Annotated in this window: 27 protein-coding genes and 1 tRNA gene; 20 read left to right on the forward strand and 8 right to left on the reverse strand. The window is 64.7% G+C overall.

Annotated elements, in window-relative coordinates; translation table 11 throughout:
* From RHO23_RS24315 to RHO23_RS24340, 6 genes are all read left to right on the forward strand, one after another.
* Positions 1–240: an acyl carrier protein gene (locus RHO23_RS24315; protein WP_064410134.1), complete on the forward strand. Its 240-nt coding sequence runs from the start codon at positions 1–3 to the stop codon at positions 238–240.
* The gene (locus tag RHO23_RS24320; RefSeq protein ID WP_423488443.1) at positions 237–4409 is read left to right on the forward strand and encodes an AMP-binding protein; all 4173 of its coding nucleotides are present in this window, start codon (positions 237–239) and stop codon (positions 4407–4409) included. Before RHO23_RS24315 ends, RHO23_RS24320 begins: the two co-directional genes overlap by 4 nt.
* Before the next feature lie 31 nt (positions 4410–4440).
* Positions 4441–4749 (forward strand): PE family protein, encoded by a 309-nt coding sequence (locus tag RHO23_RS24325; protein ID WP_057967063.1) that lies wholly within the window; start codon positions 4441–4443, stop codon positions 4747–4749.
* A gap of 38 nt (positions 4750–4787) precedes the next feature.
* Entirely contained in the window at positions 4788–5081 is a 294-nt protein-coding gene (locus RHO23_RS24330) for a type VII secretion protein EsxS (protein ID WP_030098163.1), read from the forward strand.
* A 24-nt stretch (positions 5082–5105) separates the two neighbouring features.
* Positions 5106–5396 (forward strand): WXG100 family type VII secretion target, encoded by a 291-nt coding sequence (locus RHO23_RS24335; RefSeq protein ID WP_005062633.1) that lies wholly within the window; start codon positions 5106–5108, stop codon positions 5394–5396.
* Between the two features lie 64 nt (positions 5397–5460).
* A complete protein-coding gene (locus tag RHO23_RS24340) occupies positions 5461–5685 on the forward strand; it encodes a heavy-metal-associated domain-containing protein (protein WP_030094173.1) in 225 nt (74 codons plus the stop codon).
* A 27-nt stretch (positions 5686–5712) separates the two neighbouring features.
* Here the strand turns inward: RHO23_RS24340 and RHO23_RS24345 are convergent, their stop codons facing one another.
* On the reverse strand, positions 5713–6519 hold the full coding sequence (locus RHO23_RS24345; RefSeq protein ID WP_070951587.1) for a class I SAM-dependent methyltransferase: 807 nt from the start codon (positions 6517–6519) through the stop codon (positions 5713–5715).
* A gap of 166 nt (positions 6520–6685) precedes the next feature.
* On the opposite strand from RHO23_RS24345, the gene RHO23_RS24350 reads away from it, so the two are divergent.
* The 5 genes from RHO23_RS24350 to RHO23_RS24370 all read left to right on the forward strand — a co-directional run bounded on the left by RHO23_RS24350 (position 6686) and on the right by RHO23_RS24370 (position 10218).
* Entirely contained in the window at positions 6686–8092 is a 1407-nt protein-coding gene (locus RHO23_RS24350; RefSeq protein ID WP_070941917.1) for a PPE domain-containing protein, read from the forward strand.
* Positions 8093–8241: 149 nt separating this feature from the next.
* Entirely contained in the window at positions 8242–9279 is a 1038-nt protein-coding gene (locus RHO23_RS24355; RefSeq protein ID WP_070917221.1) for a pyridine nucleotide-disulfide oxidoreductase, read from the forward strand.
* Entirely contained in the window at positions 9276–9623 is a 348-nt protein-coding gene (locus tag RHO23_RS24360; RefSeq protein WP_046252489.1) for a YidH family protein, read from the forward strand. Before RHO23_RS24355 ends, RHO23_RS24360 begins: the two co-directional genes overlap by 4 nt.
* Before the next feature lie 74 nt (positions 9624–9697).
* Positions 9698–9772: transfer RNA gene (locus RHO23_RS24365), tRNA-Thr, on the forward strand.
* Between the two features lie 41 nt (positions 9773–9813).
* Complete coding sequence (locus RHO23_RS24370; protein ID WP_070941918.1) at positions 9814–10218, forward strand: HNH endonuclease signature motif containing protein; 405 nt, start codon at positions 9814–9816, stop codon at positions 10216–10218.
* A gap of 8 nt (positions 10219–10226) precedes the next feature.
* Here the strand turns inward: RHO23_RS24370 and RHO23_RS24375 are convergent, their stop codons facing one another.
* On the reverse strand, positions 10227–10976 hold the full coding sequence (locus RHO23_RS24375) for a hypothetical protein (RefSeq protein ID WP_064407764.1): 750 nt from the start codon (positions 10974–10976) through the stop codon (positions 10227–10229).
* Positions 10977–11092: 116 nt separating this feature from the next.
* Between RHO23_RS24375 and RHO23_RS24380 the strand changes: the two genes are divergently transcribed.
* The gene (locus tag RHO23_RS24380) at positions 11093–11833 is read left to right on the forward strand and encodes a response regulator transcription factor (RefSeq protein ID WP_272909190.1); all 741 of its coding nucleotides are present in this window, start codon (positions 11093–11095) and stop codon (positions 11831–11833) included.
* Positions 11830–13329: an ATP-binding protein gene (locus tag RHO23_RS24385; RefSeq protein ID WP_423488444.1), complete on the forward strand. Its 1500-nt coding sequence runs from the start codon at positions 11830–11832 to the stop codon at positions 13327–13329. Before RHO23_RS24380 ends, RHO23_RS24385 begins: the two co-directional genes overlap by 4 nt.
* Here RHO23_RS24385 and RHO23_RS24390 read toward each other — a convergent pair.
* Together RHO23_RS24390 and RHO23_RS24395 are read right to left on the reverse strand one after the other, a co-directional pair.
* Entirely contained in the window at positions 13301–13705 is a 405-nt protein-coding gene (locus tag RHO23_RS24390; protein WP_046255490.1) for an HIT family protein, read from the reverse strand. The two genes, RHO23_RS24385 and RHO23_RS24390, sit on opposite strands and share 29 nt — an antisense overlap.
* Positions 13706–13714: 9 nt before the next feature.
* Positions 13715–14698 carry an EamA family transporter gene (locus RHO23_RS24395; RefSeq protein ID WP_423488445.1) on the reverse strand — a complete coding sequence of 328 codons (984 nt, stop codon included), beginning with the start codon at positions 14696–14698 and terminating at the stop codon, positions 13715–13717.
* Positions 14699–14770: 72 nt separating this feature from the next.
* Here RHO23_RS24395 and RHO23_RS24400 point away from each other — a divergent pair, with 72 nt between their 5' ends.
* The 3 genes from RHO23_RS24400 (at position 14771) to RHO23_RS24410 (ending at position 17856) form a co-directional block, all read left to right on the forward strand.
* A complete protein-coding gene (locus RHO23_RS24400; protein WP_423488446.1) occupies positions 14771–15664 on the forward strand; it encodes a LysR family transcriptional regulator in 894 nt (297 codons plus the stop codon).
* Between the two features lie 172 nt (positions 15665–15836).
* A complete protein-coding gene (locus RHO23_RS24405; RefSeq protein WP_057966763.1) occupies positions 15837–16721 on the forward strand; it encodes a metal-dependent hydrolase in 885 nt (294 codons plus the stop codon).
* Positions 16722–17112: 391 nt separating this feature from the next.
* Complete coding sequence (locus RHO23_RS24410; RefSeq protein WP_423488447.1) at positions 17113–17856, forward strand: PDR/VanB family oxidoreductase; 744 nt, start codon at positions 17113–17115, stop codon at positions 17854–17856.
* On the opposite strand, the gene RHO23_RS24415 is transcribed toward RHO23_RS24410, so the two are convergent.
* A complete protein-coding gene (locus RHO23_RS24415) occupies positions 17851–18714 on the reverse strand; it encodes an alpha/beta fold hydrolase (protein WP_423488448.1) in 864 nt (287 codons plus the stop codon). The two genes, RHO23_RS24410 and RHO23_RS24415, sit on opposite strands and share 6 nt — an antisense overlap.
* Entirely contained in the window at positions 18711–20489 is a 1779-nt protein-coding gene (locus RHO23_RS24420) for an N-acyl-D-amino-acid deacylase family protein (RefSeq protein ID WP_057966760.1), read from the reverse strand. Before RHO23_RS24420 ends, RHO23_RS24415 begins: the two co-directional genes overlap by 4 nt.
* Before the next feature lie 108 nt (positions 20490–20597).
* Here RHO23_RS24420 and RHO23_RS24425 point away from each other — a divergent pair, with 108 nt between their 5' ends.
* The 3 genes from RHO23_RS24425 to RHO23_RS24435 are packed head-to-tail and all read left to right on the forward strand — an operon-like array spanning position 20598 to position 23133.
* Positions 20598–21194 (forward strand): TetR/AcrR family transcriptional regulator, encoded by a 597-nt coding sequence (locus tag RHO23_RS24425; RefSeq protein WP_057965221.1) that lies wholly within the window; start codon positions 20598–20600, stop codon positions 21192–21194.
* Between the two features lie 32 nt (positions 21195–21226).
* Entirely contained in the window at positions 21227–22486 is a 1260-nt protein-coding gene (purD, locus tag RHO23_RS24430; RefSeq protein ID WP_070916695.1) for a phosphoribosylamine--glycine ligase, read from the forward strand.
* A gap of 20 nt (positions 22487–22506) precedes the next feature.
* Positions 22507–23133, forward strand: a complete 627-nt coding sequence (locus tag RHO23_RS24435) for a hypothetical protein (protein ID WP_070923418.1) — start codon at positions 22507–22509, stop codon at positions 23131–23133.
* On the opposite strand, the gene RHO23_RS24440 is transcribed toward RHO23_RS24435, so the two are convergent.
* Together RHO23_RS24440 and RHO23_RS24445 are read right to left on the reverse strand one after the other, a co-directional pair.
* On the reverse strand, positions 23130–23939 hold the full coding sequence (locus RHO23_RS24440) for an alpha/beta hydrolase (RefSeq protein ID WP_064407771.1): 810 nt from the start codon (positions 23937–23939) through the stop codon (positions 23130–23132). The two genes, RHO23_RS24435 and RHO23_RS24440, sit on opposite strands and share 4 nt — an antisense overlap.
* A gap of 63 nt (positions 23940–24002) precedes the next feature.
* A complete protein-coding gene (locus RHO23_RS24445) occupies positions 24003–24809 on the reverse strand; it encodes an alpha/beta hydrolase (RefSeq protein WP_064407772.1) in 807 nt (268 codons plus the stop codon).
* A gap of 98 nt (positions 24810–24907) precedes the next feature.
* Between RHO23_RS24445 and RHO23_RS24450 the strand changes: the two genes are divergently transcribed.
* The gene (locus RHO23_RS24450) at positions 24908–26023 is read left to right on the forward strand and encodes a pyridoxal phosphate-dependent aminotransferase (protein ID WP_227457859.1); all 1116 of its coding nucleotides are present in this window, start codon (positions 24908–24910) and stop codon (positions 26021–26023) included.
* The last annotated feature ends 15 nt before the right edge of the window (positions 26024–26038 follow it).

Raw genomic sequence — 26038 nt, forward strand, 5'->3', positions numbered from 1 at the left:
GTGCGGAACCGGATCGTGGCGGCCGTCTGTGACGTGCTGTACATCTCCGAATCGGAGCTTTTCGACGGCGATGCCACTGATCTTCGGGAGCTGGGTCTGGACTCGGTCCGTTTCGTGCTGTTGATGAAACAGCTGGGTGTAGCCCGAGGGTCGGATCTGCAGAAGCGTTTGATCTCGGATCTCTCCGTTGCCGGATGGGCGCAGGTGTTGGAGCAGGCGCAGCCAGAGGGCGTCACATGACGCTGGCGGTGGAACCTCGAGTTGACCGGGTGTCGTTGAGCAGGTCCCAGCAGAACATGTACAACGGCGCGTCGCAGGCCGATGACCCCCGGCTGTATCTGATCGGGAAGAGCTACCGGCTTCATCCCATCGAGGGTCCGGTGTTCATGTCCGCGCTGGAAGCGGCAGTAGTCGCCAACGCGGTCCAGTTGTGTGTCCTCGAACAGGTGCCAGGCGAATCACGCTACCCAGAACTGGTGCGGCGATTGCAGTTCGGCGACATCGTGCAGACGGCTGCGGACACGGGTGCTCCGACAACACGGGGCGCTGACGAGCTTGTCCGCATGTGGTCAACAGACCTCGAAGCCAAGCCACTCGTGCGTTACACCGTCCATACCGAAACGGACGGGCGGGTGGTGGGGCTCGACATCCACGCGCACCACCTCCTGCTCGATGGCGGCGCCATCGCGGTGATAGAGACCGATCTCGGCCAGCGGCTGGCAGGCTTGGCGGAGACCGAAACCCCGTGTCCAAGAGCATCTCTAGCGAAAATTTCTGAGGCGCACAGCCGCGAGGCCACCAAGACAGACGAATCGTTGCGACGGTTTGGTCAGGCAGTGCAGCGCGAACTCGCCGACGCATCCCACACCGGCGGATGCGGACACGGTGCAGGCGGTGGGCCGGTAGGGGCGGCCAGAGGTGTTCTGCGAGAGTCGTTCACGCTATCGGGTAAGGCCTTCGAGAAGATCGAAACGCTGTCCGAAGCCAAGCAGGTGCCATTGAACATTCTGGTGGCGGCGGCCGCGATCGCAGTGGATGCAAGTCTGCGGCAGAGCACAGCCACCCTGCTGATCCATGCGGTAGACAACAGGTTCGCGGAACCCGACCTGAACGTAGCAACCTGCCTGGTCAATTCGATCGCGCATCCGGTCCGTTTCCCTGCCTTTGCCTCTGTGCAGGATGTCGTACACGCGCTGGACCGTGACTATGTCAGAGCCTCGCGGCGCCGGTGGCTCCGCGAGGAACAGTATCGCCGAATGTACCTGGCAATAAACAAGACCTCGCACGTCGAGGCGCTGACCTTCAACTTCATCCGCGAGACGTGCGCACCCGCCCTTCGCCCGTTCCTGTCGGCGGCGCCTTACGCAACCGATATCGGTCCGGTGGAAGGCATGACCGTGTCGTGCGTCGTCGACGAGGAACAACGAACACTCGCCTTGTCGATCTGGAACCGCGCGGACGTGGGCGACGCGAACACGCCGCCGTTGTGGATGGCCGAACGGATCGCGGCGGCGCTGGGCTCGATGGAAGCCATGTGGCACTTACCGATCGCCATGACGGTGAACGAGTGGTTCGGGATCGGTGTCGACGGCACACGACGCCGTGGTGATGAATGTGTGCGGGCCGAGGCAGCCGCGACGCCCGCCTGGTTCCTTGATGCCGGCGGTGGTGTGGACCGGTTCCTGCGGGGGCGGCGATTCGTCGAGCCGTGGATCGCCTGGCTGGTCGCGGGCGGGGTCGCGCCGGGGGACATCGTGGTGTGCGTTGACGACGACACCGACAAGACCGTCGACCTTCTGATCGCTTGTCATCTCGCAGGCTGCGGATACAGCGTGTGTGAGAGCGCGAAAGATATGCCGCTGCGGGCCGATTCCATCACCGAACATGATGGTGGCGCCGTAACACACGTTGTGGATACCGCAGCACCTATCCCGACGAACCTGGACGGTGCGACGCGGCGTCTCGTCGAAGAGCGCACCGAGGCGGTGGTGCGGGACGCCGGCCTGGCGACCAGGACGGCGTACATCATGGCTACCTCCGGGTCGACTGGTCGGCCCAAACTCGTGCCGGTAACGCATGGCGCGCTCGCACTGTTCGCCCGCGCGGCCGCGAACGCCTACGGCTGGGAGGCGCGGGACAGCATCCTCCAATGCGCACCGTTGACATCGGATATCAGTGTGGAGGAGATATTCTGCGGCGCGGTCTGTGGTTTGCGGATAGTACGTTCTGCGGCAATGAAATCCGGAGATCTGGATGCGCTCGTTCGGGACATCCAGGTGCTGGAACCGACCCTGATCGACCTGCCGACCGCCGTGTGGCACCTGCTGTGCGATGACGCCCAGTCGCTGGCGTCGATCGGTTGTTCTGCTCTTCGGCAGGTGGTCGTCGGCGGTGAGGCAATCCGTCCGAGCGCAGTCGACACGTGGCTGGACTCGGCCGGTGCGCAGGGTGTCTCACTCATCTCGAGCTATGGTCCGACCGAAACCACTGTCGTCGTCACGTATCTACCGATCGACGGTGCGCGGCACGGCGATAGTTCCGAGCGGCTTCGGGTGGGTCTGCCGGTGGTGCCCAACACGGTCTTTGTCGCATTCGGTGAGATCGTGGTTGTCGGAGAAACCGTTTCGGCAGGTTACCTCGGGACATCGGGCGACAGCTTCGGTGTGGTCCGCACCGCCGATGGCGCATCCCGGAGGGCATTCGCCACCGCCGACCGCGTCGTGTTCGACGAGGATGGATTCCCCGTCTTCTCCGGGCGCCGCGACGCCATCGTGAAGATTTCCGGGAGAAGGATTGACACCGCCGCGATCGTTCGACGTGTCGGCGAGGAACCCGGTATCGCCGATGCCGGAGTGGGGGTACACCGGGGCGCGCTGGTGGTGTGGTTCCAGGCTCGTAAAGACCTGAATGACAACGAATTGGCGACGCGGATCAGGCGACTTCTGGTGGACTCGGGTGTCTCTTCGTTCTTTGTGGTGAGTGTGTCGCGCATCCCACGTAAGCCCAACGGCAAGATCGACGACGAACGCTTGCGGACCATGCCACAGTTTGTGGACGCAGCGCCGGACGAGGAAGCGGCCATCGCGACAGCCGCGGGTCTCGCGCGAATCTGGAGCCGGTACCTCGGGCGGGAAATCCGGGCGGAGTCGTCGCTCCTCGCCGAGGGAATTGGCTCGCTCGACCTGATCAGAATTCTGCCGGACACACGCCGGTATCTCGGCCGTCAGCTGTCCGTACTCGATGTGATCAGCGCTGACAGCGCCGCCTACCTCGCGGCGGCGGGTGCGGCGGCCGACCAGCTCGGTGCCGCCGACACCGCGTGCGAGATCGGCGCAGACCTTGAACGGCTGACGGCAACGCCCCGCGTGACGGTGTTGAATGGCAACAACTCCCGAGCCAACGCAGACGGGACGATCGTGGTGTTGGGAGCATCCGGGATCGTCGGAACCGGCTTCGCCCGCGCCACAGTCGACCTGAAAAGCGATGGCGCGCTGCGTCCGGACGTCGTCTTGGTGACGAGGTCGGAGCTCCCCGATTCCGGACCATGGCCGGCCCTCCGGGCTGTCGATGGAGTCAGGGTTCAGCATGTCGGTACGGGGTTCGGCCCGCAGGCACTGGACACATTGATGCGCGAGAACGGGGCGCGCACACTGGTCAACTGCATTGGAAACACCAACATGTTGGCCCCCTACCGCGATATCCGGGACGCTAACGTGCAGTGGGTGTCTGCCGCCGTGGACATCTGTGCGGCACGCGATGCCCGGTTGATTCACATGTCGACCTTCGTCGTCAACGCGGAGGTTGATGCCGCACGTGTCACCGATCCACGTGAGGCGCTCTATCCCTACGCGGCATCCAAGGCGCTGGCCGAACTGGTGGTCGCGGCGTCACCGCGCGGGCTTGACTTCACGCTCGCACGGCTGCCAAGAGTTCTCGGGGAGGCTGGCCAATTGGTCGATAGTGCCGATGTGCTGGTGTCGATTGTCGATGCGTGTATTGCCCTGCGGGCCTGTCCTTCTGTCTCGCTGACCGAAGAGGTCACCACGGGCTACGCCGCGGCGACGTCCATCCTTGGCATGGCGAGTGAACCGTCGGCACTCGGCCGGGGCATCACCGTGGTGCGCGGTATGGAGGTCCGCTATGCCGAGTTCCTCGCGGGGTTCGGCCTCGATGAGCTCGAGCTGAGTGAATGGAAGCAACTGCTGGACGGTAGTGATTGGGCCAAGCGAAATCCACGGCGATGGTCGGTGATTGACGCCTGGGCCGGGTTGGGACTGCGGCTCGGCTCGCAGACCTATGCGGACCATCTCGCCCGATACCCGACGATTTCCCTCGACCTGGCGGTATCAGAACTTGGCGCAGTACCGGAGTCGATCCGAGATCTACTCGTGCAGGGATGTTCTCAATGACCGATGTGGGATCAGAGAAGGAGAATTCGCTATGTACCTGAACGTTGTTCCCGAGGGGCTGACAGCCGCCAGCGCCGCGGTAGAGGCCCTGACCGCACGGCTCGCCGCGGTGCATGCCGCCGCGGCCCCGGTGATCGGCGCGGTGGCACCACCGGCCGCCGACCCGGTATCCATCCAGAGCGCGGCCGTCTTCAGCGCCCATGGCATCGAGCGCAACGCTGCCGCGGCCGGTGCCGTCTACGAGCTGGGAAGGGCCGGAGTCGGGGTGACCGAGGCCGGCGCGGGTTACACCGTCGGCGATATGCATGCTGCCGCAACGTATATGCCGGGAATCGCCTAGTTCTCGGCGCAATCCACCACACAACGAGAGGTAGTTTCATGAGTTTGCTTGATGCGCACATTCCGGCCCTGGTGGCTGCGGAGGGCACGTTTGGTGCTAAGACTGCTTTGATGCGTTCGACGATCTCGCAGGCGGAGTCGGCGGCGTTGTCGGCGCAGGCGTTCCATGTCGGTGAGTCTTCGGTGGCTTTCCAGGCCGCGCACGCCCGGTTCGTGGAGGTCGCCGCGAAGGTCAACGCGCTGCTCGATATCGCGCAGATCAACCTTGGTGATGCCGCCGCGACCTATGTGGCCGAGGATGCCGCCGCCGCCAGCCGTTATGTCGGTGTTTAAGACCGGATTTTTGAGGAGATAGAAATGTCGCAGATTACTTTCAACTACCCCGCGATGCTGGCCCATGCCGGTGAGATGAACACCTATTCCGGTGTGCTGACCGCTCTGGGTGCTGATCTGGCCGCTCAGCAGGCTTCCCTGCAGGCGGCCTGGCACGGTGATACCTCGATGAGCCAGGCCGCCTGGCAGGCTCAGTGGAACACCGCGATGGAAGAGCTCATCCGCGCTTACCGCGCGATGGGCTCCACCCACGAAACCAACACCTTGTCGATGAACGCCCGCGACATGGCCGAAGGCGCCAAATGGGGCGCATAAACGCCTTAGAAGGTTTCGTTCCACCAAATCCGTTGTGAACAAATATCTCAGGAGGAAAAACACGATGTCCGAGCAGATCTTCGCCATCAGCGGGATGCACTGCAACTCATGCGTCATGGGAGTGACCGAGGCGCTGACCGCACTCGACCCGGTGCGTGAGGTATCCGTCGACCTGGATCCCAAGGGAGCCTCGACCGTGCGTGTCCTGACTGACAGTGTGCTGTCGGTGGAAGAAGTGCATGACACGCTCGTCAGGGCCGGTGGCGATTTCGCTGTCGCCGCCGGATAGCGGCCACCCGCCGAAAGGTCTTTTACCTCAGCCGAACTCGATTACCGTGTGAGGTGCGCGCAGCCGGTGCAGGCCGGGCAGTGCATAGAGGAGAGGGCCGGCCCAGCGCAGCACCTTGCCACGCCCCGCCGGCATCCGCAGCTCACGCACGCTGCGGATGCCGGGAATGGCGCGCAGCTCACCGTACTGATTGGCGGTGAACGAGAACGGCATCGGCGGCACGGTGTATTGCTCACTGAGTCTCATGCCGCGTTGCGAGTGTGCGCTCAGGAACTTCGGCACCGAATCGAAGATCAACCTGCCGCCGGGAAAACGCCTGGCGCACTCGGTGATCAGATCGAACACCGGCTCGCGTTCCAGATACTGGAAGAGGCCCTCGGCGGTGATCAGCACACCATTGGAGTCATCCACCCGATCCATCCACGAGTAGTCGAGCGCGGACTGGGCGCTGTAGCGCAACCGGTCCGATCGCGGGAGTAGCTGCTGGCGCAGCCGCACGATGGGCTCAAGGTCGACCGACAACCAGGTGAGTTCGCCGTTGTCGACGCGCCAGAAGCTCGTCTGTAATCCTTCGGCCAACGCCACTACATTCGCACGGGGGTGTTCCGCCAGGTACTCCTGCGTTGCCTTGTCGAATATCAAGGCACGCAAGGCAGTAGCTTGATGGATGCGGCCAAAGTGCTGAAAGTCGTAATCCAGGCCGGCGTGCAGCGCAATGGCCATCGGGTCGTCGATGATGCCGTCCGGCCGGGCCGCTTCCGTCGCCCGCTGGTGCAAGGTGAGCAGCGCGGTCTCGGACACACCGTCGAGGTGTCGAGCGTCGATGACTGGCATGGGGCCGACTGTACGGGACGGTGACACTGCGTGGGAATTCCTGGCGCGCAACGATAAATGTGATTTCAGACGCGGATTCTGGTTGTGCGGGAACTTTTCGGTACTCAGTACGACTACTCCAAATGTGGCGTGAAACTGTTGCGCCCATTAGGCAGGGAGGCGGCGTGTGACGGCACCGATATGGATGGCGGAGCCTCCGGAGGTGCATTCGGCGCTGTTGAGTGCGGGTCCCGGTCCGGGGGCGGTGCTTGCCGCTGCCTTGCAGTGGCAAGAGATCGCGGACAACTACGCGCGCACGGCGGTTGAACTGACCCAGATCTTGGCTGGGGTACAGGCAAGTAGTTGGCAAGGGCCCAGCGCATCGGAGTACGTGGCTGCCCACGTGCCGTACTTGGCATGGCTCGAGCAGGCCGCTGTCGAGAGCGGTGTCATTGCCGCGCAACACGAAACAACGGCGGCAGCCTACGGTAGCGCGCTCATGGCAATGCCGACCTTGGTGGAGCTTGCCGCCAACCATGTCACACACGCAGTGCTGGTGGGCACGAACTTCTTTGGAATCAACACCATTCCGATCGCGCTCAACGAGGCCGACTATGTCCGGATGTGGGTGCAGGCGGCAGCCACCATGAGCACGTATCAGGCGACCACGGAGGCCATGACCTCGGCGATCCCGCCGACGCAACAGGCACCCCCGATTCTCGCGCCCGGCGGCGAAGCGCGCAGCGACCAGTCGGATATCCCGGGCTCACCGGACCAGATCTCGAAGATGCTGCAGGGATTCCAGCAGTGGTTCGAGAAGATGGGCTTCAACCCGGCGACCTCGGCGGTGCTGGCGGTGATCATGCTGTTCCTTTACGACCTGCTCTGGTACCCGTACTACGCCTCGTACCTGCTGCCGTTCCTCATTCCAGCCCTCAGCGGGCTCAGCGGATTGGCGGCGTTGATACACCTGCGTCCTGCTCCGGCGGCGGTTCCGGCTCCGGCACCGGCCCCATCAGCTGAGCGGCCGGTGTTCCGCGCTGTGCACCGTCCGGAGCCGGGTGTGGCCGCCGCAGCGCTGCCGGCCATGTCCGTCACGCCGTCGGGAGGCTCGTCGGCGATCACTCCCACATCGAGCGGGGCCGCGCCGGCCCCGTCTCCCGCGCCGTTGAGTGGAATCACTTATGCCATACCCGGTTTAGTGCCACCTGGAGTGAGTTTTGGTCCCAAGGGCGCCGCGAAGTCGTCGGAGAATGCCGTCGACACCGTCGATGCCGCCGCAGCGGCAAGCGCGACGGCGCTAGCCCAGGCTCGACGCAGGCAGCGCGCCAAGAGCAAGGCCCGCATCGGAGGCCAACGTTACGAATACCTGGAGGAGACAGCCGGAATGGGCGCGACGGTCGGGCACTCCGCCGAGACCGTCGAGCGCGCGGCCACGAGCAGAGGCGCCGGCCCGCTGGGATTCGCAGGTACCGTGCCCGCCGCCACGGATACGCACAGCGCCCGGACCGTCAGACTCGCTTCCGAGGACACCCGGCAGGTGGCTCCCATGCTCCCCAGTACCTGGGAAATAGAAGACACGGAACGTTCGTAGCCGTCTTACCTGTGTTTATAAGCAAAACTTTGGAGCTGTTCACGGATTAGTCACTACTCGCGCCCGTCGTTGCGCAGAACAATCGAAGACAGTCACCGGAAGTGCGGCGGTGGCGTTCCGAGATTTTCGACGCAGAGAAGGGCAGAACAGTGAGCGAGTACGGATGGACAGTGGTCGGTGCGGGCCCCGCGGGAATTGCGGCAGTGGGGAAGCTCCTTGATCGCGGAGTGCCGTCCGGCTCCATCGCTTGGATCGACCCGGAGTTCGCCGCAGGTGACTTTGGTACGAAATGGCGTGCCGTGCCCAGTAATACGTCGGTCAAGCTGTTCATCAACTACCTGACGGATGCGCAGTCCTTCCGGTTCGCGCATGCGCCGCATTTCGCGCTGAACGACCTTGCGCCCACGGACACGTGTCTGCTCGGTGATGTGGCGGACCCGCTGGTATGGATCACCGGCCAGCTCCGCGAGCAGGTGAGCGCCCTGCGCACCACCGCGACGGGGCTGTCGCTGCACGGCGGCCGGTGGACCGTAGAGACCGAAATGGGCGAGATCACCTCGAAGAACGTGATTCTGGCCGTCGGCTCGGTTCCCAAAAACCTGGACTATCCGTGGCTGAACGAGATCCCGCTCGAGGCGGCGCTCAACCCTGAGAAGCTGGCCGCGCTGCCGCTGGAGGGCGCCACTGTCGCCGTCTTCGGCGCTTCGCACTCGAGCATGATCGCGCTGCCCAACCTCCTGGCGGGGCCGGCGGCCAAGGTGATCAACTTCTATCGCGGGCCGCTGCGCTACGCGGTCGATATGGGGGACTGGACACTGTTCGACGACACCGGCCTGAAGGGTGAGGCGGCACGGTGGGCACGGGAGAACATCGACGGGGTGCTGCCTGCCCGACTGCAGCGATGCCTCGTCGACAGCCCCGAGTTCCCCGAACTGCTCCAGAGTTGCGACTACGCGGTGTACACCGTGGGATTCAGCCCGCGGCCGGTGCCCGCGGCGCCGCAGTGGGGAAAGCTGGAGTACAACCCGGCCAACGGGATCATCGCGCCCGGGCTCTTCGGTGTGGGAATCGCGTTCCCCGAGTACCGGATTGACCCGATGGGCTTCGGTGAGCACCGTGTCGGTCTGCAGAAATTCATGGACCGGCTCAACAAGGTGTTGCCGCTGTGGCTGAAGTACGGCTCGTGACCGTCGGCGAATCCGTTGGCGCCGAACCTGATTACCGATTCACGCTCGCCAACGAGCGGACATATCTCGCGTGGGTGCGCACCTCGCTGGCGCTTATCGCCAGCGGTGTCGCCCTCATGCAGTTCGTCCCGGAGTTCTGGATTCCGGGTGCCCGGCATGTGGTGAGCATCCTTTTGGTGACCACGGGCGGTCTGTTGGCGATGGCGGCTGCGCGACGCCGTCGCCGGGTGCAGGACGCCATGCGCCGCGACGCCGACCTGCCGCCGAGTCACATGCCGACCTTCCTCAGCGTCCTGCTGCTGGGGATGGTCGTGCTGTTGGTGGCGCTGCTGGTCAAGGGCTAGCGATGTGCCAGGCCGCGCGGGTGGGCTCCGAACATGTCATCGGCGAAGACCGCTAAGCTGTTCGACGTTCCATTGCCTCCGTAGCTCAGTGGTAGAGCACCCGCCTTGTAAGCGGAAGGTCGTCAGTTCAATCCTGACCGGGGGCTCCACAAGGTATTCGAGTGTCAGTGCCTGCCCTTAATTTCAGCCCATGAGAACGTGCCTCGGCTGTGGAAGGTCGCTTTCCAAGCGCAGTCAGAAGGTCTATTGCGGCAACGCCTGCCAGGCGATGGCCAGGCGTGACGAACGCATCAAACTGTGGCTTGCATCGGGCGAGGCATGGGTCGACGGTCGTCGCGGACATTACGTCCGCGCGTTTCTCGCCGAGGCTCAATCGGGCCGCTGCGCGATCTGCAGCGGAGCGAGCATCTGGCAGGACTCCCCGCTTGTACTGGTGCTGGACCATATCGACGGAAACTCTGCCAACAATTGTCGAGAGAATCTGCGACTCGTCTGCCCGAACTGCGACTCGCAACTGCCGACCTACAAGAGCCGCAATCGCGGCAATGGCCGCAGTTTCCGCCGGCAGCGCTACGCCGACGGAAAGTCGTACTAGCCAGCCCGCTATATCTCACCTTCGATAACCCGCTCGGACCGTATCGGCCGCGGTGAACTGGACGGCCGAGACGGACGCCGGCGCGGCAGGAAGCCGCCCAGCGGACCGACCACGGAGCTGAGCGCCGAGACGGTATCGGTCAGTAGCTCGATGGTGGGTGTCAGCGCGTCGATGTTGGGCGCCACCTTGGCAGCCGTCTCCGACAGGTTGGCCAGCTGCTGCAGCGGACCGTCTGTGGCGGTGAATTTGTCCAGGACGCCCTCTTCGCGCATCAGCCGTTCCAGAATCCCGTCCTCCGCAAGCAGCTGGTCGACCAGCCCCCCCGGAGCGAGCGCCCGGTCCAGGGCGCCATCCTGTGAAGTCAATCTGTCGACGGGCCCGTCCTTGGCGAAGAGCCGGTCCAGGACGCCGCCGGGTTCGGTCAGCCGATCAGCAAGCCCGCCCGGCGCCATGACACGCTCCACCGGCCCGCCCGGCCGCAGCGCTCTGCCAAGCGGTTTGTCCTCCTCCATCAGCTCGGCGACCTTCATCGCCGACTGCAGCGGACTCTTACGCCCGGCCATCCCCAGCAGGGATTCGACGGTGCCGACCAGGCCCGCGCCGGGGGCGTCACGGCGACCGTCGTGGGGCTCCCCGTCGGGAAGTTCGGCGAGGATCTCGCGCCCGGTATCGATCGCCTTGGCAGCCACCGCCAAGCCGGTATCGGCAACGGCCAGCGAAATCCTGAGCGGCGCGGTGATCAGCGACACCAGCTTCATGGCACAACTCTAGGGCGAGTTTGCGCGATTGGCTGACAATCTCCTGTGAAGAACTCACAGGAACCTCACAGCGAAGATCCAGCGCACCGTAAATTTTGAGGGGAAGATTGTTGGAGGTGAGCATCACGACTGAGACACACCAAGGAACGTTTCCCGTCAACGGCACCACGCCCGCCAAGGTGCTGGTGGTCGACGATGAGTCGAACATCGTCGAGCTGCTCTCGGTCAGTCTCAAATTCCAGGGGTTTGACGTCTATACCGCCGATAGTGGGGCTGCCGCGCTGGATCTGGCCCGCACGGTTCGCCCCGATGCGGTGATCCTCGACGTGATGATGCCCGGGATGGACGGGTTTGGCGTCCTGCGGCGTCTGCGCGCCGACGGTATCGATGCTCCGACGCTTTTCCTCACCGCGCGTGACGGACTGCAGGACAAGATCGCCGGGCTGACGCTGGGCGCCGATGACTACGTCACCAAACCGTTCAGCCTCGAAGAGGTGGTGGCCCGGCTACGCGTCATCCTGCGCCGCTCCGGGATGGGGTCGGAGCCCGCCCGTAAGTCGCGGCTCAGCTTCGCCGATATCGAGCTCGACGAGGACACCCACGAGGTGTGGAAGACCGGCGAGCCCGTCGCGCTCTCGCCCACGGAATTCACGCTGCTGCGGTATTTCATGATCAACGCGGGCACCGTGCTCAGTAAGCCCAAGATCCTCGACCATGTGTGGCGTTATGACTTTGGTGGCGATGTGAACGTCGTCGAGTCCTACGTCTCGTATCTGCGGCGCAAGATCGACAACGGTGAGAAGCGGTTGTTGCATACGCTTCGTGGCGTGGGATACGTATTGCGCGAGCCGCGGTGAGTACCCGCCCCGGCGTTCGTCGGGGTGTACCGCTGCGGGTGAGCCTCGTGGTCGGAACCTTGGTTCTGGTCGCGCTGGGGTTGGTGGCATCTGGCATCGCGGTGACTACCACCATGCAGCGCACCATGATGAACCGCGCCGATCGGGAGCTGATCGACGCCGCTAATGGGTGGGCGAATCGGCCCCCTCCGCCGCCGCCAGCCTTCGACACCAACCGGCACCGGCCCCCGTCTTTGTTCTTCATCCGCACCACCGATGACCGTGGGCGGGTGGTCATCATGCTCAATGACCGTGCCCGGGCCGATCCGGACCTACCGTTCGACAACGATGTGGGCGGCCGTCCCGTGACGGTGCGCTCTGCGGACGGCACGACGGAGTGGCGTGCGGTGTCCCGCCACGACGCGATGGGCGGGTACACCACCGTCGCCCGTGACATCACCGATGTGCGCACCACGGCCCGGGACTTGCTGTGGCTGCAGGTGGCCATAGGGACCGCCGTGCTGACTGTGCTTGGTATTGCCGGATATTGGTTGGTGCACCGCAGCCTGCGGCCGCTGGCCGAGGTGGAGGCGACGGCCGCCGATATCGCCGCCGGTCATCTCGATCGACGGGTACCCGAACGCGACCCGCGCACCGAGGTGGGCCGATTATCGTTGGCGCTCAACGGAATGCTGGCGCAGATTCAGCGTGCGGTGGCCGACTCGCAGAAGTCCGCGAAGACGGCCCGCACCTCTGAGGAGCGCATGCGCCGGTTCATCACCGATGCCAGCCATGAATTGCGCACACCCCTGACCACCATCCGCGGCTACGCGGAGCTCTACCGCCAGGGCGCGGCCACCGATATCGAGCTGGTGCTGGGCCGCATCGAAGGCGAGTCGACCCGCATGGGGCAGCTCGTGGAGGACCTGCTGCTATTGGCGCGATTGGACGCACATCGGCCCATGGAACAGCGCCTCGTCGACCTGCTGGTGCTGGCCACCGACGCCGTGCACGACGCGAAAGCCACTGCGCCCGAACGTGATGTGGAACTGGAAGTCTTTGATGGGCCAGGGACCCCGGAGGTCATCGGCGACGAACTGAGGTTGCGTCAGGTACTGGGCAATTTGGTGAGTAACGCGCTCGGGCACACCACCGCGGCCGTCCGGGTTCGGGTGGGCACCGAGGGAGATGACGCCTTCCTGGAGGTCATCGACGCGGGACCGGGCATGACGAAGACTGATGCCGAACGCGTCTTCGAGCGGTTCTATCGCGCGGATACGTCACGTACCCGCAGCAGCGGCGGCACGGGGCTGGGGCTTTCGATCGTCGATGCCCTCACCGCCGCACACGACGGCACGGTCACCGTGCACACCGCGCCGGGTGAGGGCTGCCGATTCGAGGTGCGGCTGCCGCGTGCCGACATGACCGACGACGACGCCGGACCGGATGATCTGGACACCACCGAGACGGCGCCAAAGATCATGCGGACTAGTCGATCTCAGCCAGCGCAGCCTTGATCTTCGCCTGCGCCTCGTCGAGGGATTCCGCCGAGGCATTGGGGTCGGCGTTCTCGAAGCTGAAATCGGTCAGCGTGAAACCCGGGAAGACGTGCACATGCAGATGGGGCACCTCCATCCCGGCGATGATGTAGCCGGCGCGTGGGGCGTCGAAGGCCTTACGGATGGCGCGGCCGACGCGTTGCGCGACGAGGTTGACCTTCGCGAAGACGGCCGCGTCGATGTCCTGCCACTGGTCGATCTCGGCGCGGGGTACCACCAGGGTGTGGCCCTGGGTGATCGGCGCGATGGTGAGGAACGCGACGACGTCCTCGTCCTCATAGACGAACCGACCGGGCAGCTCTCCGTTGATGATCTTCGTGAACACACTCGACATGCCCATAGGTTAGTGGGCCGTTCGCGAGGCGCAGGTCGCGGACAGTTCGAGGGGCACGGGGTCGTGCGCGTCGCTGGTATCGGCATCGGCATCGGCCGTGGCGACGGGGCGCGCGGTCATGCCGATCAGGCATCCGGTGATCACCACCGCCGCCCCGAGGAGTTCCATCGCGGTGGGCCGCTCGCCGAGTGCCAGCCACGAAGCGGTGATACCGACGACCGGAACCAGCAGCGAGAACGGTGCCACCCGGCTGGCGGGGTAGCGGCCCATCAGGTACGTCCACAGGCCCAGGCCGACGATGGTGGCCAGCAGCACGATGTACGCAAGGCCGCCGAGGGCGATGAGCCCGCTGCGCTCGCCGAGTGATGTCAGCGAGTGCCATCCGGCCGACGGCCCTTCGGTGAACGCCGAGAGCGCAAACAGCGGGATCGGCGGTACCACCGACATCCACAGGGTCAACCGCATGGGCGTGTGCGGATCGCTGTTGTCTGCCATGGCTTTTCGGCTCGCGATGTTGCCGAACGCCCAGCCGAGGGCGCCGAGCAGCGTCAGGATTACCGGCACCACGGCGGCAGAGGCCCCATGCACGGCCCGATCGGCGGCGATGAGAGCCATACCGCCGACCGCGAGGGTGATCCCCGCGACCTGCAGACGCGACATCCGTTCGCCGAGTAGCAGCACGCCGAGGATCACCGTGAACGGCGCCGAGGCCTGCAACACCAAGGATGCGAGCCCTGTCGGCATTCCGTTCGCCATGGCCAGGAACAGGAACGCGAACTGAACGGTGCCGAAGCCGATCCCGTACAGCAGGAACCATCGCAGCGGTACGCGCGGCAGGGGCACGAACAGGATCACCGGGATCGCCAGCACCGCGAACCGCAGTCCGGCGAAGAAGATCGGCGGGAACTGCTCGAGCCCAGCGTGGATCGCCACGAAGTTCAGGCCCCACAACACTGCAACTGTCAGTCCGAGGAGACGGTGCCGGGTTGTCATGCCGTCGATCTTGCGTATCCAATCGATTTAGCACAATCTAATTAATGTGCACTATTGATGTAGATTTCCTTCATGGATGTGCGCCGCCTGCGGATTCTCCGAGAATTTGCCGATCGCGGCACCGTCGCCGAGGTGGCGGACGCGATGAGGCTCACCCCCTCGGCGGTGTCGCAGCAGTTGAAGGTCTTGGCACGGGAGGCCGGTGTGCCGTTATTGCGGCAGGACGGGCGGGGTATCGCTCTTACCGAGGCAGGCCGCGCGCTGGTATTGCGGGCCGACGAGGTGATTGCCGCCGTCGACCGCGCGGCCGAGGAGATGGTGGCGTATCGGGAGGGGACACAGCCGATCGTGCGGATCGCGTCGTTCCCGTCCGGTGGGAGCCTGCTGCTGCCCAGGCTGGTGGCCGCGGTGGCCGGTGAGGTCGATGTGCGTCCGGCAGACGAGGACGTGACGTACAGCGAGGCTCCCGGGTTGTTGACCGAGTACGACATCGTCGTCACCCACCGTGACGAGCGGGCCGCCGTGCTGAGCTCTGCACGGGTGTGGTCGATGACGCTGATGCGTGAGCCCATCGATCTGCTGGTGCACAAGAATCATCCGCTGGCGGGGCGAGGATCGGTGACTCCGTCCGAGTTGGCCGACGAGACCTGGATCAGTGTCCCGGAGGGATTTCCGGTGGACGATGTGCTGGTCTCACTCGGAGTGTCGGCGGGTATTCGACCCCGAGTCCGGTTCCGTTTCAAGGATTTCCAGATCGTCGAGGATATGGTGGCGCACGGCCATGGCATCGCGCTGATGCCGCGATACGTGAGCCGGAGTCCTCGGGTGGCACGCCTGGTCATCCGCGAGGTCCGGGCGGGACGGCTCTACGAGGTGCTGGTCCGTCCCGGTGCCCAGCACCGTCCGGCGATTGCCGCAGCGATCCGCGGCCTGCAGGACGCGGCGGCGGTATTGCAGTCGGGATAGTCGCTGTGATGTGTGCTCGGCCGGTTGGGTCTCCCATCCATCGGCGAGATCTTTGTGAAAACCGACGCAACAGACACCCGTCCAGAGGGCCGTTGGCATCGAATTACTCCCAAAGCGCAAGAACGTCGGCTCGATCGGTGTAGTTTGCGCACGTTGTCGGTGAGGAGTGTCAATGGCGACCGATAGGTTTGCTCCCGAGGAAGTGGCGCTGCGCCCACGAAATGTCCATTTTGACTGGGGAGCCTCGCCGCTGCACTGGATTCCTGGCGATCCGTACGCATCGCATGTCGTGACGGCGCTCAATTTGTTCCTGCCGGTGGCTGAGCGCTGGTTCAGCGCGTTGTTATCCGATGCGCTGGAATACGTGCGAGACGAGCGCCTGCGCGAGGAGATTGTCGGCTTTATCGGGCAGGAAGCAGTGCATGCGAAGACGCACGATGAAGTCTTGGTCGACTATGTGCGCCGGCATGGGATCGATCCGGTGCCGTTCACGCGTCAGCTGGAGTGGGTCGTGGCCCAATACGGCCATCGTTCCGCACGGGCGAATAAGACGAACCGGCGTAAGGCGCTGGCCTCCGGAACCCACGCGCTATGTGCCGCAGAGCATTACACCGGTGTGCTGGGTCATTGGGCACTGAACAACTCATGGGGCGAAATGAACGCCGACCCGATGTTGTGCGACCTGTACCGGTGGCATGGAGCCGAAGAAGTGGAGCACCGGCACGTCTCGTACAACGTGGCGAAGTATTTCGGCATGGACTATCTCGCCCAAGTCGTGTCGGGGGTCATGGTTAGCGTTGTCTTCTTCGTAATGCTGCTGCGCGGCACCAGGTTTCTTGTCCACGAAGATCCGGCGTTGCCAAATATCGGCTATATCCGGCTTTTGTGGAAGCTGCGCGCTTCCGGGCGGCGGGGTGCGGTGCCCGCTGCCGGATACATAGTTCGCAGCGGACTCCGGCTGCTCAAACGCGACTACAGCCCAGTGGATGAGGGCAGCACTGCACAGGCGGTCGCCTATCTGGCCACGTCCCCGGCGGCACGCCTTCTCCATGACTAAGGGCCGATTGTCACGGCTCGCAAGAGGTTTACTTAAGCCTTACACGGGCGAGCCGCCTCCTGGGCTCTACCGGGACACCCGCCCTGACGCCTTGATCCGTTTAGCGGGTGCGGCAGTTCCGCACTTTGTGTCGTTGGTTATGCGTCTTGGCGGCGATCGTGAACTGCCCGAGCTTCCGTGCGTCACAAACCGGCGAACGGTACGAGTGGTGGATCGCAGGGTGCTTGCCGGTGATTCGGATGTTGTACAGCTGACGCTTGTAGCCGATGATGACGAACCGTTGCCGAGTTGGCATCCGGGGGCGCACATCGACGTCCACCTGCCGTCGGGGCGAACACGCCAATACTCCCTATGCGGTGATCCGCTGCAACCGCTAGAGTATCGAATCGCAGTGCGCCGCATCGAGAATGGAGGCGGTGGGTCCGTGGAAATACATGGGCTGGCCGCAGGTCATCGAATCGAGATCAGTGGTCCCCGCAATGCCTTTATGCTGGCGTTGCCCGGAGTGTCGTCGCGTGCCACAAGTCTGCACTTCATCGCCGGGGGCATCGGCATCACACCGATCTTGCCGATGATCCGGGTGGCTGAGCAGCTGGGTGTGCCCTGGACCTTGTGTTACACCGGTCGACATCGGGGCAGCTTGCCGTTCGTGGACGAACTGCTTGCGTTCGGAGACAAGGTGCGGGTGCGCACCGATGACCAGGGCGGATTGCCATGTGCCGGTGAGCTTCTCGGCAGGTTTGACAGAAGAACGGCTGTCTATGTGTGCGGTCCGCCACTGATGGCGCAGTCGGTGATTCGAGCAATCCCGCTGGGCGTCGAGCTACACACCGAGCGATTCTCGCCGCTACCTGTCGCTGACGGTATGGCGTTCGAGGTGAAGTTGGCACGTACCGGAGACGTACTGGCTGTCGCACCGCAGCAGACTGTGTTGGCCGCGTTGCGGGTCGCGCGGCCTAACATCGGGTATTCCTGCCAACAAGGGTTCTGCGGGACGTGCATACAGCGCGTGCTGTCCGGCGAGGTAGAGCATCGTGATGGAACCCTCACCGAGCAACAGCGAGCGGCGGGCCACATGTTGGTCTGCGTTTCCCGGGCGACATCTGCGGGCGCCCGGATTGTGGTGGACCTATAGTTCCGCGACCCGATTTGTATGCGCCTTAACGTGCTCCAGCACTAGAGCCGCGGTTTCGCTCGGTCGTTCCGCTGCGATCCAGTGGGAGACACCATCGAGCACCTCGAATCGATAAGGCCCGTCGACGTATTTGGCGGTGTTTTCGGCGGCCCTGCGACCCAGCGCCGCATCGTCGGTGCTCCATACATACAAGGTCGGGATCTGGACCTGCCCAGGACCGGACGGCTTGGCATACCGCATAGCGCGGTACCAATTGATGGTCGCGGTGGCGGCGCCCGGCTCGCGTGCCAATTCCAGTGTTTCCTGGACCTTGGCGTCGCTGAGCCTCATATCGCGTGCCAACTTGCGGACGAGCAGGCCGTTCCCTGTGGTCTGTCGTTCGGGCAGCCAGGGGATCTGGAAGAAGAGCATGTACCAAGACTTCAGAATCTGCCCGCGCGGCAAGGCGGAGAGAAACGCCCGTGGATGTGGCACCGAGAGAATGGATGCGGTGATCACGCGGTCGGCATGCTGGCCGGCTAGCTGCCATGCGACGGCAGCACCCCAGTCATGTCCCAGTACATGGAATTTCGGTACTTCGGCCTGATCGGCAAGTGCCAGGATGTCGCCGGCCAGCTTGTCGAGTGTGTAATTCCGTATGCCTTTGGGGCGGGCGCCGGGGGAGTAGCCCCGCTGGTCCGGGGCCAGCACCCGAAACCCGGCGGCGGTAAGGATCGGGATCACACCGCTCCAGCTGTCGGCCCGCTCGGGAAAACCGTGCAGCGCAACGATCACCGGTCCGTCGAGCGGGCCCTCGTCGATGACGTCGAAGGTCAGCCCGTCATTGGTGAACGTCGACAGGCGTGTCGCCGCGCTCATCGGACCGCGAGTTTCTCACCGGCCTTCAGATACCGGCCGGTCTGCAGATCGTGCCCGTACCCCTCGATGAACTCACCGAGACGGAACACCACCTTGCCGCCGACTGCGGTGGCAATGACGGTCTCGTCATTGCGGTTCACCATGCGAGACAGGTTGTCGAAGAACGGAGCCTGCGCCTCGTTGTAGGCATCGACGCTGCCGTCCAGCTTCTCCGGATCGATGATGACGAAATCGGCGCGGTCGCCCTCGCGCAGGTGTCCGGCGTCCAGCCCGAACCAGTCGGCCAGTTCGCCGGTGAGTCGATGCACGGTGTGGCCAAGGGACAAGACGGGTTTCCCGGCCTTCTGTGCGTCGTTCATGCGCTTGAGGAAGCGCAGGTGGAAGTTGTAGAACGCCATATTGCGCAGGTGCGCACCGGCATCGGAGAAGCCCATCTGGAAGTTGGGGTCCTTGGCCATCTCGTCGAGCACCTTGGGACGGTGGTTGCCGACGGTCGTCGTCCAGCGGACGTTCTTCTCGCCGTTCTCGACCAGGACGTCCAGGAAGGCATCCAGTCCCTCGATTCCGCGCTCATCACCGATCTGACCGAAGGTCTTGCCGATCAGCGAGGCATCGGGGCATTCCACGATGACGGCGTCGTGGAAGTCCTTGTGCCACAGGCCTGGCTTGTGCTTCTTGATGGCGAACTCGCGCCGGAATTTGCGGCGATACTCCTTGTCGGCCATCAGTTTGTTGCGCTCGAGCTGCTCCTTGATGTGCAGGGCGGCGGTGCCCGCACCGAACTCCTCGAACACCGGCAGGTCGATGCCGTCGGAGTACAGCGTGAACGGCACGGGCAGGTGCTGGAACTTGACGTTGGACTTGAAGATCTTGTTGCCGATTCGTGCTGCGGCGCTGAAGAACACGTTGGCGCCCTTGATGCTCTTGGAGTCGGCCGCGACCAGCAGGCTGACAGGAACAGCCTTGCGGCGCTTGAAGAAACGTGTTCCCGTGGACAGGAAGAACAGCACCGCGGTGGCCGGGTTGTTGATGTTCGGGGCGCTCTGCAGGATGCGGTCGCGCTTGCGCAGCACGTTGATGAGGCGCCACCGCTCATGCCACCATGCGTAGGTCGACGGCAGCGCGCGCGAGCGGTAGCGGTCCCCATCGAGCTTGTCGATCGGGGCGTCCATTCCCGACATCCCCAGCATGCCGGCATCGAGTGCCTTCTCGAGCATGTCCGCCATGCGGTCGAGTTCCGTGCGGGTGGGGAAGGACCAGTTGTTGGTGGCGCGGCCCAGTCCCATGACGGCGGTGCGCAGATCCGAATGCCCAAGGAAAGAGGTCACATTCGGGCCGAGCGGCAGCGCGTCGATCTTCTTGACGTAGCTTTCCGGATCGGTCCAGTCCTGGAACTCGTTGAGCGCGCCGATCACATGCTTGCGAGGCACCGCCTCCACACGGCTGAACAGGTCGGCGGCGTCGTCGGGCTTGGCATAGACGGTCGACATGGAACAGCAGCCCAACACGATGGTGGTGACGCCGTGGCGCACCGACTCATCGAGGCCGGGGTTGAGCAGCACCTCGGCGTCGTAGTGGGTGTGCATATCGACGAACCCGGGTAGAACCCACTTGCCGCCGGCATCGATCACCTCGGGGCAATCGGTCTCGTCGAGCGGCGTGGTGGAGACGGTGGCAACCCGCCCCTCCTTGATACCGAGGTTGGCCCTACGAGGTTCGGAATTGGTGCCGTCGAACCAGAGGCCATCGCGAATGATCAGGTCGTAGTCGCTCATGGGGGCTGCCCTTCGTTGGGTGTTACGGCGAGTCTAAAAAAGATGGCAACCAATCACAATGTTAGTGATGGGCGCCACATTGGAGTTGCATTCCTCTAGTGTGCACCCGTGAGTCCCACCCAGGCCGAGCGTCGTGAATCCACGATCGCGAGACTGCTCGAATCCGGTATCGGCACCATCGCTGAGCTGGGATATTCGCGTGCCTCCGTGCAGCGGATCGCGAAGCGGGCCGGGCTCTCCTACGGGGCGCTGTTCCGGCATTTTCCGACTGTCGGTGAGTTCATGGCCGCGGTGGCGCGCGAGACGCTGCGTCGCCAGCTGGCCACCGTGCGCGCACAGTTCGACGAGGCGGGCGACCGCCTCACCGAATTCGAGGACGTAATGGCGGTGATGCGCTCGCTCAAGGAGGAGCCCATCAACGCCGTGCTCTACGAACTCATGGTGGCAGCGCGCACCGACACGCAGCTGCGGGAGACCTTGCAGGTCGCGGTCGCCGAGTACGGCGCTCAGATGGTCACGCTGGCGCGCTCGGTGCCGGGAACCGACCGGTTGTCCGACACGGAGCTGGTGACGTTGGTCTTCATGATCACTGACATGTTCGACGGGGAGGCACTGGTGAAGACGCTGCGTCCCTATCCGGAGCTCGTCGCGGGCAGGGACGAGTTGCTTGCCAAGCTACTGCGGGGATACCGCCCGGATGCATAGCCAGGCATACCCAAGCCGATAGGGTCTAGGGCATGCGCGTCCTTGTCATTGGGTCCGGTGGCCGTGAACACGCTCTGTTGATCGCGCTGAAGCGTGACCCGCATGTGGACTACCTGGCGGTAGCCCCGGGTAATGCGGGGACCTCAGCGGTGGCCGAACAGCATGCCGTCGACATCAGCTCCGGTGCCGAGGTCGCGGCGTTGGCCGCCAAGCTCAACATCGACCTCGTGGTGATCGGGCCCGAGGTGCCGTTGGTACTGGGCGTGGGTGACGCGGTTCGCGCGGCCGGTATCGCGTGCTTCGGCCCGTCGGCGGCCGCCGCTCGCATCGAGGGTTCCAAGGCCTTCGCCAAGGACGTCATGACGGCTGCGGGCGTGCGTACCGCGCGCAGTGAGATAGTCGACAACCCAGCGCATCTGGACGCCGCGCTGGACCGGTTCGCGAGCGAGCCGGCCTGGGTGGTCAAGGATGACGGGCTGGCCGCGGGTAAGGGTGTGGTGGTCACCGATGATCGCGCCGCGGCTCGCGCCCACGCCGCCAGCCTGCTCGACGACGGACATCCGGTGCTGCTGGAGTCCTTCCTGGACGGCCCCGAGGTTTCGCTGCTGTGCATCGTCGACGGCGAGACGGTGGTGCCGCTGCTGCCCGCACAGGACCACAAACGGGTCGGTGACGGCGACACCGGTCCGAACACCGGCGGCATGGGCGCCTACAGCCCGCTGCCCTGGCTGCCCGATGAGACCGTCACCGAAATTGTTGACACCATCCTCAAACCCGTTGCCGCTGAACTTGTTAAGCGCGGCAGTCGATTCTCTGGCGTGCTGTACGCCGGCCTGGCGATCACCTCGAACGGCCCCTCGGTCGTCGAATTCAATTGCCGCTTCGGCGATCCTGAGACGCAGGCGGTGCTGGCGCTGCTGGAATCACCGCTGGGGCAGCTGCTGAATGCCGCCGCGACCGGAACCCTCCCCGACTTCGGCCCGCTGCACTGGCAGGACGGCAGTGCCGTGACCGTCGTGCTGGCGGCCGAGAACTATCCGCTGCGTCCGCGCACCGGCGATGTGATCACCGGCTCGGAGGCCGAGGGTGTCCTGCATGCCGGGACGGCTCGTCGGGAAGACGGGGCCGTCGTGTCCTCGGGTGGGCGGGTGCTCTCCGTCGTCGGCACCGGCAAGGATCTGCAGGCCGCACGCGCCGACGCCTACGCAAAGATCGAGGCAGTTCGCCTGCCCGGCAGTCACTTCCGTACTGATATCGGATTGGCTGCTGCCGAAGGGCGTATCAGCCTCTAGGGGGATGGCAAGGGGGATCGGTGGCACGTCGCAACTGGTATGCGCTGGGCGCGGTGGCGCTGGTGCTCGCCATGGTCGTGCTGTTGGCGATCACCTGGCGGTCGAACCGATCGCAGGCGGTACCGGCCCCGTACATCCACGAGCTGTCGTTGTGTACGGCCGTTCTCGCCGTGGCGGAGCGCGCAGAATCCGAGTACGGCGACTTCTCGAAATTGACGAGGAATCGCACGTGGTCATGGGAGGACCCGCGGGTCGGGCCCGCTGCCTCGGCGTTCAGCACGGCGTTGCGGCGTGAGGCAGAGTCTTTACGGACGCTGATGCCGGACGATCATGCCGACCATGGACTGACTCTGGAGGCGGACATCCGTGGCATGGCAGAGAACGATGTTGTGCTCGCCGACAAGCTCGCCCGCCGTGACGGACTTCTTTCGATCGACGCATTGGTTCTCCGCTACGAATTCGCGCATCAGTCGGCGGCCCGCTCCTGCGACATAACCCGTGATTTCGAAGCCATCAGGCAGGAACAAGTACGCCAGTGCGAAGGACGCCGGTCGGGGTCGGTTGCCAATTGGTGGACGATGAGCTGCGTTCAGGAGCCTAAAGAGCCCTCGACGACCTTCGAGATCCCGCCAAACCCGGGGCTCTAGGCGGCCAGGATCGGTGCGATCCAGCCCAGCGCGAGGGGGACCTGCGACAGCCAGTACCCGCCCTCGTGTGCGCCCGGACCGAAATCTCCGGCCGGGGGCGCCGCCAGCTGCTCGGCGAAAACCTTACTGGCCGTGTAGAACCTGTCGTCATAGCCGGACGACACCCACACCGGCAGCCCGTTGAGCTGAGGCCGACCGAAAACCGAGTTCTCTTCCCAGTTCTCCTCGTTGTCAAAGGCGTCAGCGGTGGCCTCGGGGTACGACAGCCATATCGACGGGGACACCGCGGCGACGGCTGCGGTTCGGGGTCCGCCCAGACGAGCACCGTTGAGCAGCGCGCCATAGCCGCCCGCGGACCAGCCCATGAAGGCCACCCGAGAGACGTCGAGGCCCTCCTGCTCAGCGAGCATCGGCAGGAACTCGTCGATGATCATCGCGCCGGGGTCGTCGCCGTTCTGATGCGGATGCCAGTAGCTGTTGCCCCCGTCGATCGCGGCGACCGCGAAAGGCGGCGCCCCGGCGGCGACCAGATCCCCGAGCATCCGCTCATATCCCCAATAGATGGTCCGGTCGGCATTCTCGTCGCGGCCGTGCAACATGATCACCGGACGCACGGGCCAGTCGACTCCCGGCGGTCTGGCTACCTTCCATCCGGTGGGAGTGCCTCCGCGGGCCTCGGAGATGAAGGAACCGCTGGTGACATCGGCCGCGGCCCGTGCGGGTGCCGCGAGCGTCGGAAGAAGCGCAGCACCGGCCCCGAGCGCGGCACCCATCTGCAACAGGCGACGTCGGCTCATTTCGGTCACGGGATCGATAATGCCAGCGGATGGCAAACCCGTCGAGGTCCAGCCAACAGCGGGAGAACAGCCCTACGCGGTGAGCAGCGGCGACATCCACGCGAGCTCGGCGCCGATCTGTGAGCTCCAGAACGAGCCATCGTGACCGCCGGGGCTGAAGCCGCCCGCAGGTGGTGTCGGAAGCTGGGCGATGAACTGCTTGGTGGCGCTGTAGAACGGATCGCTGTCACCGCAGTCGATGCGCAGCGGAATGGAGTTCAGCGCGGCCAGCCCCCATACCGAGTTGGCGGCGTAGTCCTCGGGACCGTCGAAGGCGCCGGGCGCGGCGGCACCGGAGGATGTCCACAGCGCCGGGCTGACGGCGGTGATGGCGGCAGTTCGGCCGGCGCCCAGGCGTGAGCCCAGGAGCATGGCGCCGTATCCGCCCATCGACCAGCCCAGAAATGCGACGCGCGAGGTGTCCAGTCCCTGCTCGGCCAGCAGTGGGATGAATTCGCCCAGCACCATCGCCCCGGAGTCCTCACCCGAGGACCGCTTGTGCCAGTAACCGCCGCCGCCATCGACGCTCACCAGGGCGAAGGGCTTGGCCCCCGCCGTGACGGCCTGCGCCAGCATGTTCTCCACGCCGCCCTCCATGACTCCGGCGGCGGTCTGCCCCTTGCCGTGCAGCGCGATGATGGGCCGGATGGGGCCGGTTACCCCGGGTGGCCGGGCGATACGCCATTCGGTGCGGACACCGCCGCGCGCCGCCGAGACAAAGGAGCCCGCGGCAATGGCGCCGTCGGCATGGGCAGGGAAAGCCCCCAGACCGGCCAGTGCTGCACCGGCACCGGTTGCCGCGCCGAGCTTGAACAGGGAGCGTCGAGACAGATCACGCATGGGGACATCATGCCGGTTCCGTCCAGACCCAGATATTCGATACCGTCGCAGCCGTGGTAGGTCTCTCGCGGCGCTCGGACGTTCCGCCGTTCTATGTCATGGACGTGCTAACGGCGGCCGCCGCACGGCAGCGCACGCACGGAGACATGATCTCCCTGGCCGCAGGGCAGCCGTCGACCGGCGCACCCGCTGTGGTTCTCGATGCGGTCCGAGAGGCTCTCGGCACGCAGGTGCTCGGATACACCGAAACACTCGGGTTGCCGGAACTGCGTGAGGCGATCGCCGGGTATCACCGGGAGCGTTCGGGTATCGAGGTCGAGGCGCAGGACGTCGTCGTCACCACGGGATCCTCGGGCGGATTCACGCTGTTGTTCCTCGCGGCCTTCGATGTGGGCGATACGGTCGTGATGACCCGGCCCGGTTACCCGGCCTACCGTAATTGTCTTGCCGCGCTTGGCTGTCGGGTTGTCGAGATCGACTGCGGGCCCCAGACGCGTTACCAGCCGACGGTGGCGATGCTGGAGGCATTTTTGCAGGAGGAAGGTCGACCCCCTGCCGGTCTCATCGTCGCCAGTCCTGCCAACCCAACCGGCACCATCATCGACGCGAGGGAGCTGGAGGCCCTCGCGCTGTGGTGTGAAGCCAACGGCACCCTGCTGATCTCCGATGAGATCTACCACGGGCTGTCCTACGGCGATCAAATGACTTCCAGTGCATGGGAATTCAGTCGAGAATCGGTGGTTATGGGCTCGGTGTCCAAGTACTTCTCGATGACGGGTTGGCGGTTGGGCTGGATGCTGGTGCCGCGCCGGTTCCTGCGTGCCGTCGACAGACTGTCCTCGAACTTCACCATCTGCCCGCCGGCTGTTTCGCAGTATGGTGCGCTGGCGGCGTTCAGCCCCGAGGCGCGCGTCGAGCTCGACGGGCATGTGCGCCGGTATGCGGTGAACCGGACGCTGCTCATCAGCGGTCTCGCCAACGCGGGCATTACCAAGATCGCGCCCCCCGATGGCGCGTTCTACGCGTATGCCGATATTGAGCACCTGACCGGTAATGCCGAGCAGTGGTGTGCGGACCTGTTGGCGCGCACTGGGGTAGCCGTCGCGCCCGGCATCGACTTTGACACCGTGCGTGGTCACCACACCATCCGCCTGAGCTTCGCCGGCAGCACAGATGCGATCGAGGAGGCTCTGGTGCGACTCGGCAGGGCCTGATGTGGCCGCTTGCAT

The organism is Mycobacteroides sp. PCS013, from assembly GCF_049532645.1.
GTDB lineage: Bacteria > Actinomycetota > Actinomycetes > Mycobacteriales > Mycobacteriaceae > Mycobacterium > Mycobacterium gwanakae.

Coding starts and splice junctions, on each gene's coding strand:
- RHO23_RS24320 (WP_423488443.1), top strand. CDS start 237: ATGACGCTGGCGGTGGAACCTCGAGTTGACCGGGTGTCGTTGAGCAGG.
- RHO23_RS24325 (WP_057967063.1), top strand. CDS start 4,441: ATGTACCTGAACGTTGTTCCCGAGGGGCTGACAGCCGCCAGCGCCGCG.
- RHO23_RS24330 (WP_030098163.1), top strand. CDS start 4,788: ATGAGTTTGCTTGATGCGCACATTCCGGCCCTGGTGGCTGCGGAGGGC.
- RHO23_RS24335 (WP_005062633.1), top strand. CDS start 5,106: ATGTCGCAGATTACTTTCAACTACCCCGCGATGCTGGCCCATGCCGGT.
- RHO23_RS24340 (WP_030094173.1), top strand. CDS start 5,461: ATGTCCGAGCAGATCTTCGCCATCAGCGGGATGCACTGCAACTCATGC.
- RHO23_RS24345 (WP_070951587.1), bottom strand. CDS start 6,519: ATGCCAGTCATCGACGCTCGACACCTCGACGGTGTGTCCGAGACCGCG.
- RHO23_RS24370 (WP_070941918.1), top strand. CDS start 9,814: ATGAGAACGTGCCTCGGCTGTGGAAGGTCGCTTTCCAAGCGCAGTCAG.
- RHO23_RS24375 (WP_064407764.1), bottom strand. CDS start 10,976: ATGAAGCTGGTGTCGCTGATCACCGCGCCGCTCAGGATTTCGCTGGCC.
- RHO23_RS24390 (WP_046255490.1), bottom strand. CDS start 13,705: ATGTCGAGTGTGTTCACGAAGATCATCAACGGAGAGCTGCCCGGTCGG.
- RHO23_RS24395 (WP_423488445.1), bottom strand. CDS start 14,698: ATGACAACCCGGCACCGTCTCCTCGGACTGACAGTTGCAGTGTTGTGG.
- RHO23_RS24400 (WP_423488446.1), top strand. CDS start 14,771: ATGGATGTGCGCCGCCTGCGGATTCTCCGAGAATTTGCCGATCGCGGC.
- RHO23_RS24405 (WP_057966763.1), top strand. CDS start 15,837: ATGGCGACCGATAGGTTTGCTCCCGAGGAAGTGGCGCTGCGCCCACGA.
- RHO23_RS24415 (WP_423488448.1), bottom strand. CDS start 18,714: ATGAGCGCGGCGACACGCCTGTCGACGTTCACCAATGACGGGCTGACC.
- RHO23_RS24420 (WP_057966760.1), bottom strand. CDS start 20,489: ATGAGCGACTACGACCTGATCATTCGCGATGGCCTCTGGTTCGACGGC.
- purD (WP_070916695.1), top strand. CDS start 21,227: ATGCGCGTCCTTGTCATTGGGTCCGGTGGCCGTGAACACGCTCTGTTG.
- RHO23_RS24445 (WP_064407772.1), bottom strand. CDS start 24,809: ATGCGTGATCTGTCTCGACGCTCCCTGTTCAAGCTCGGCGCGGCAACC.
- RHO23_RS24450 (WP_227457859.1), top strand. CDS start 24,908: ATGGACGTGCTAACGGCGGCCGCCGCACGGCAGCGCACGCACGGAGAC.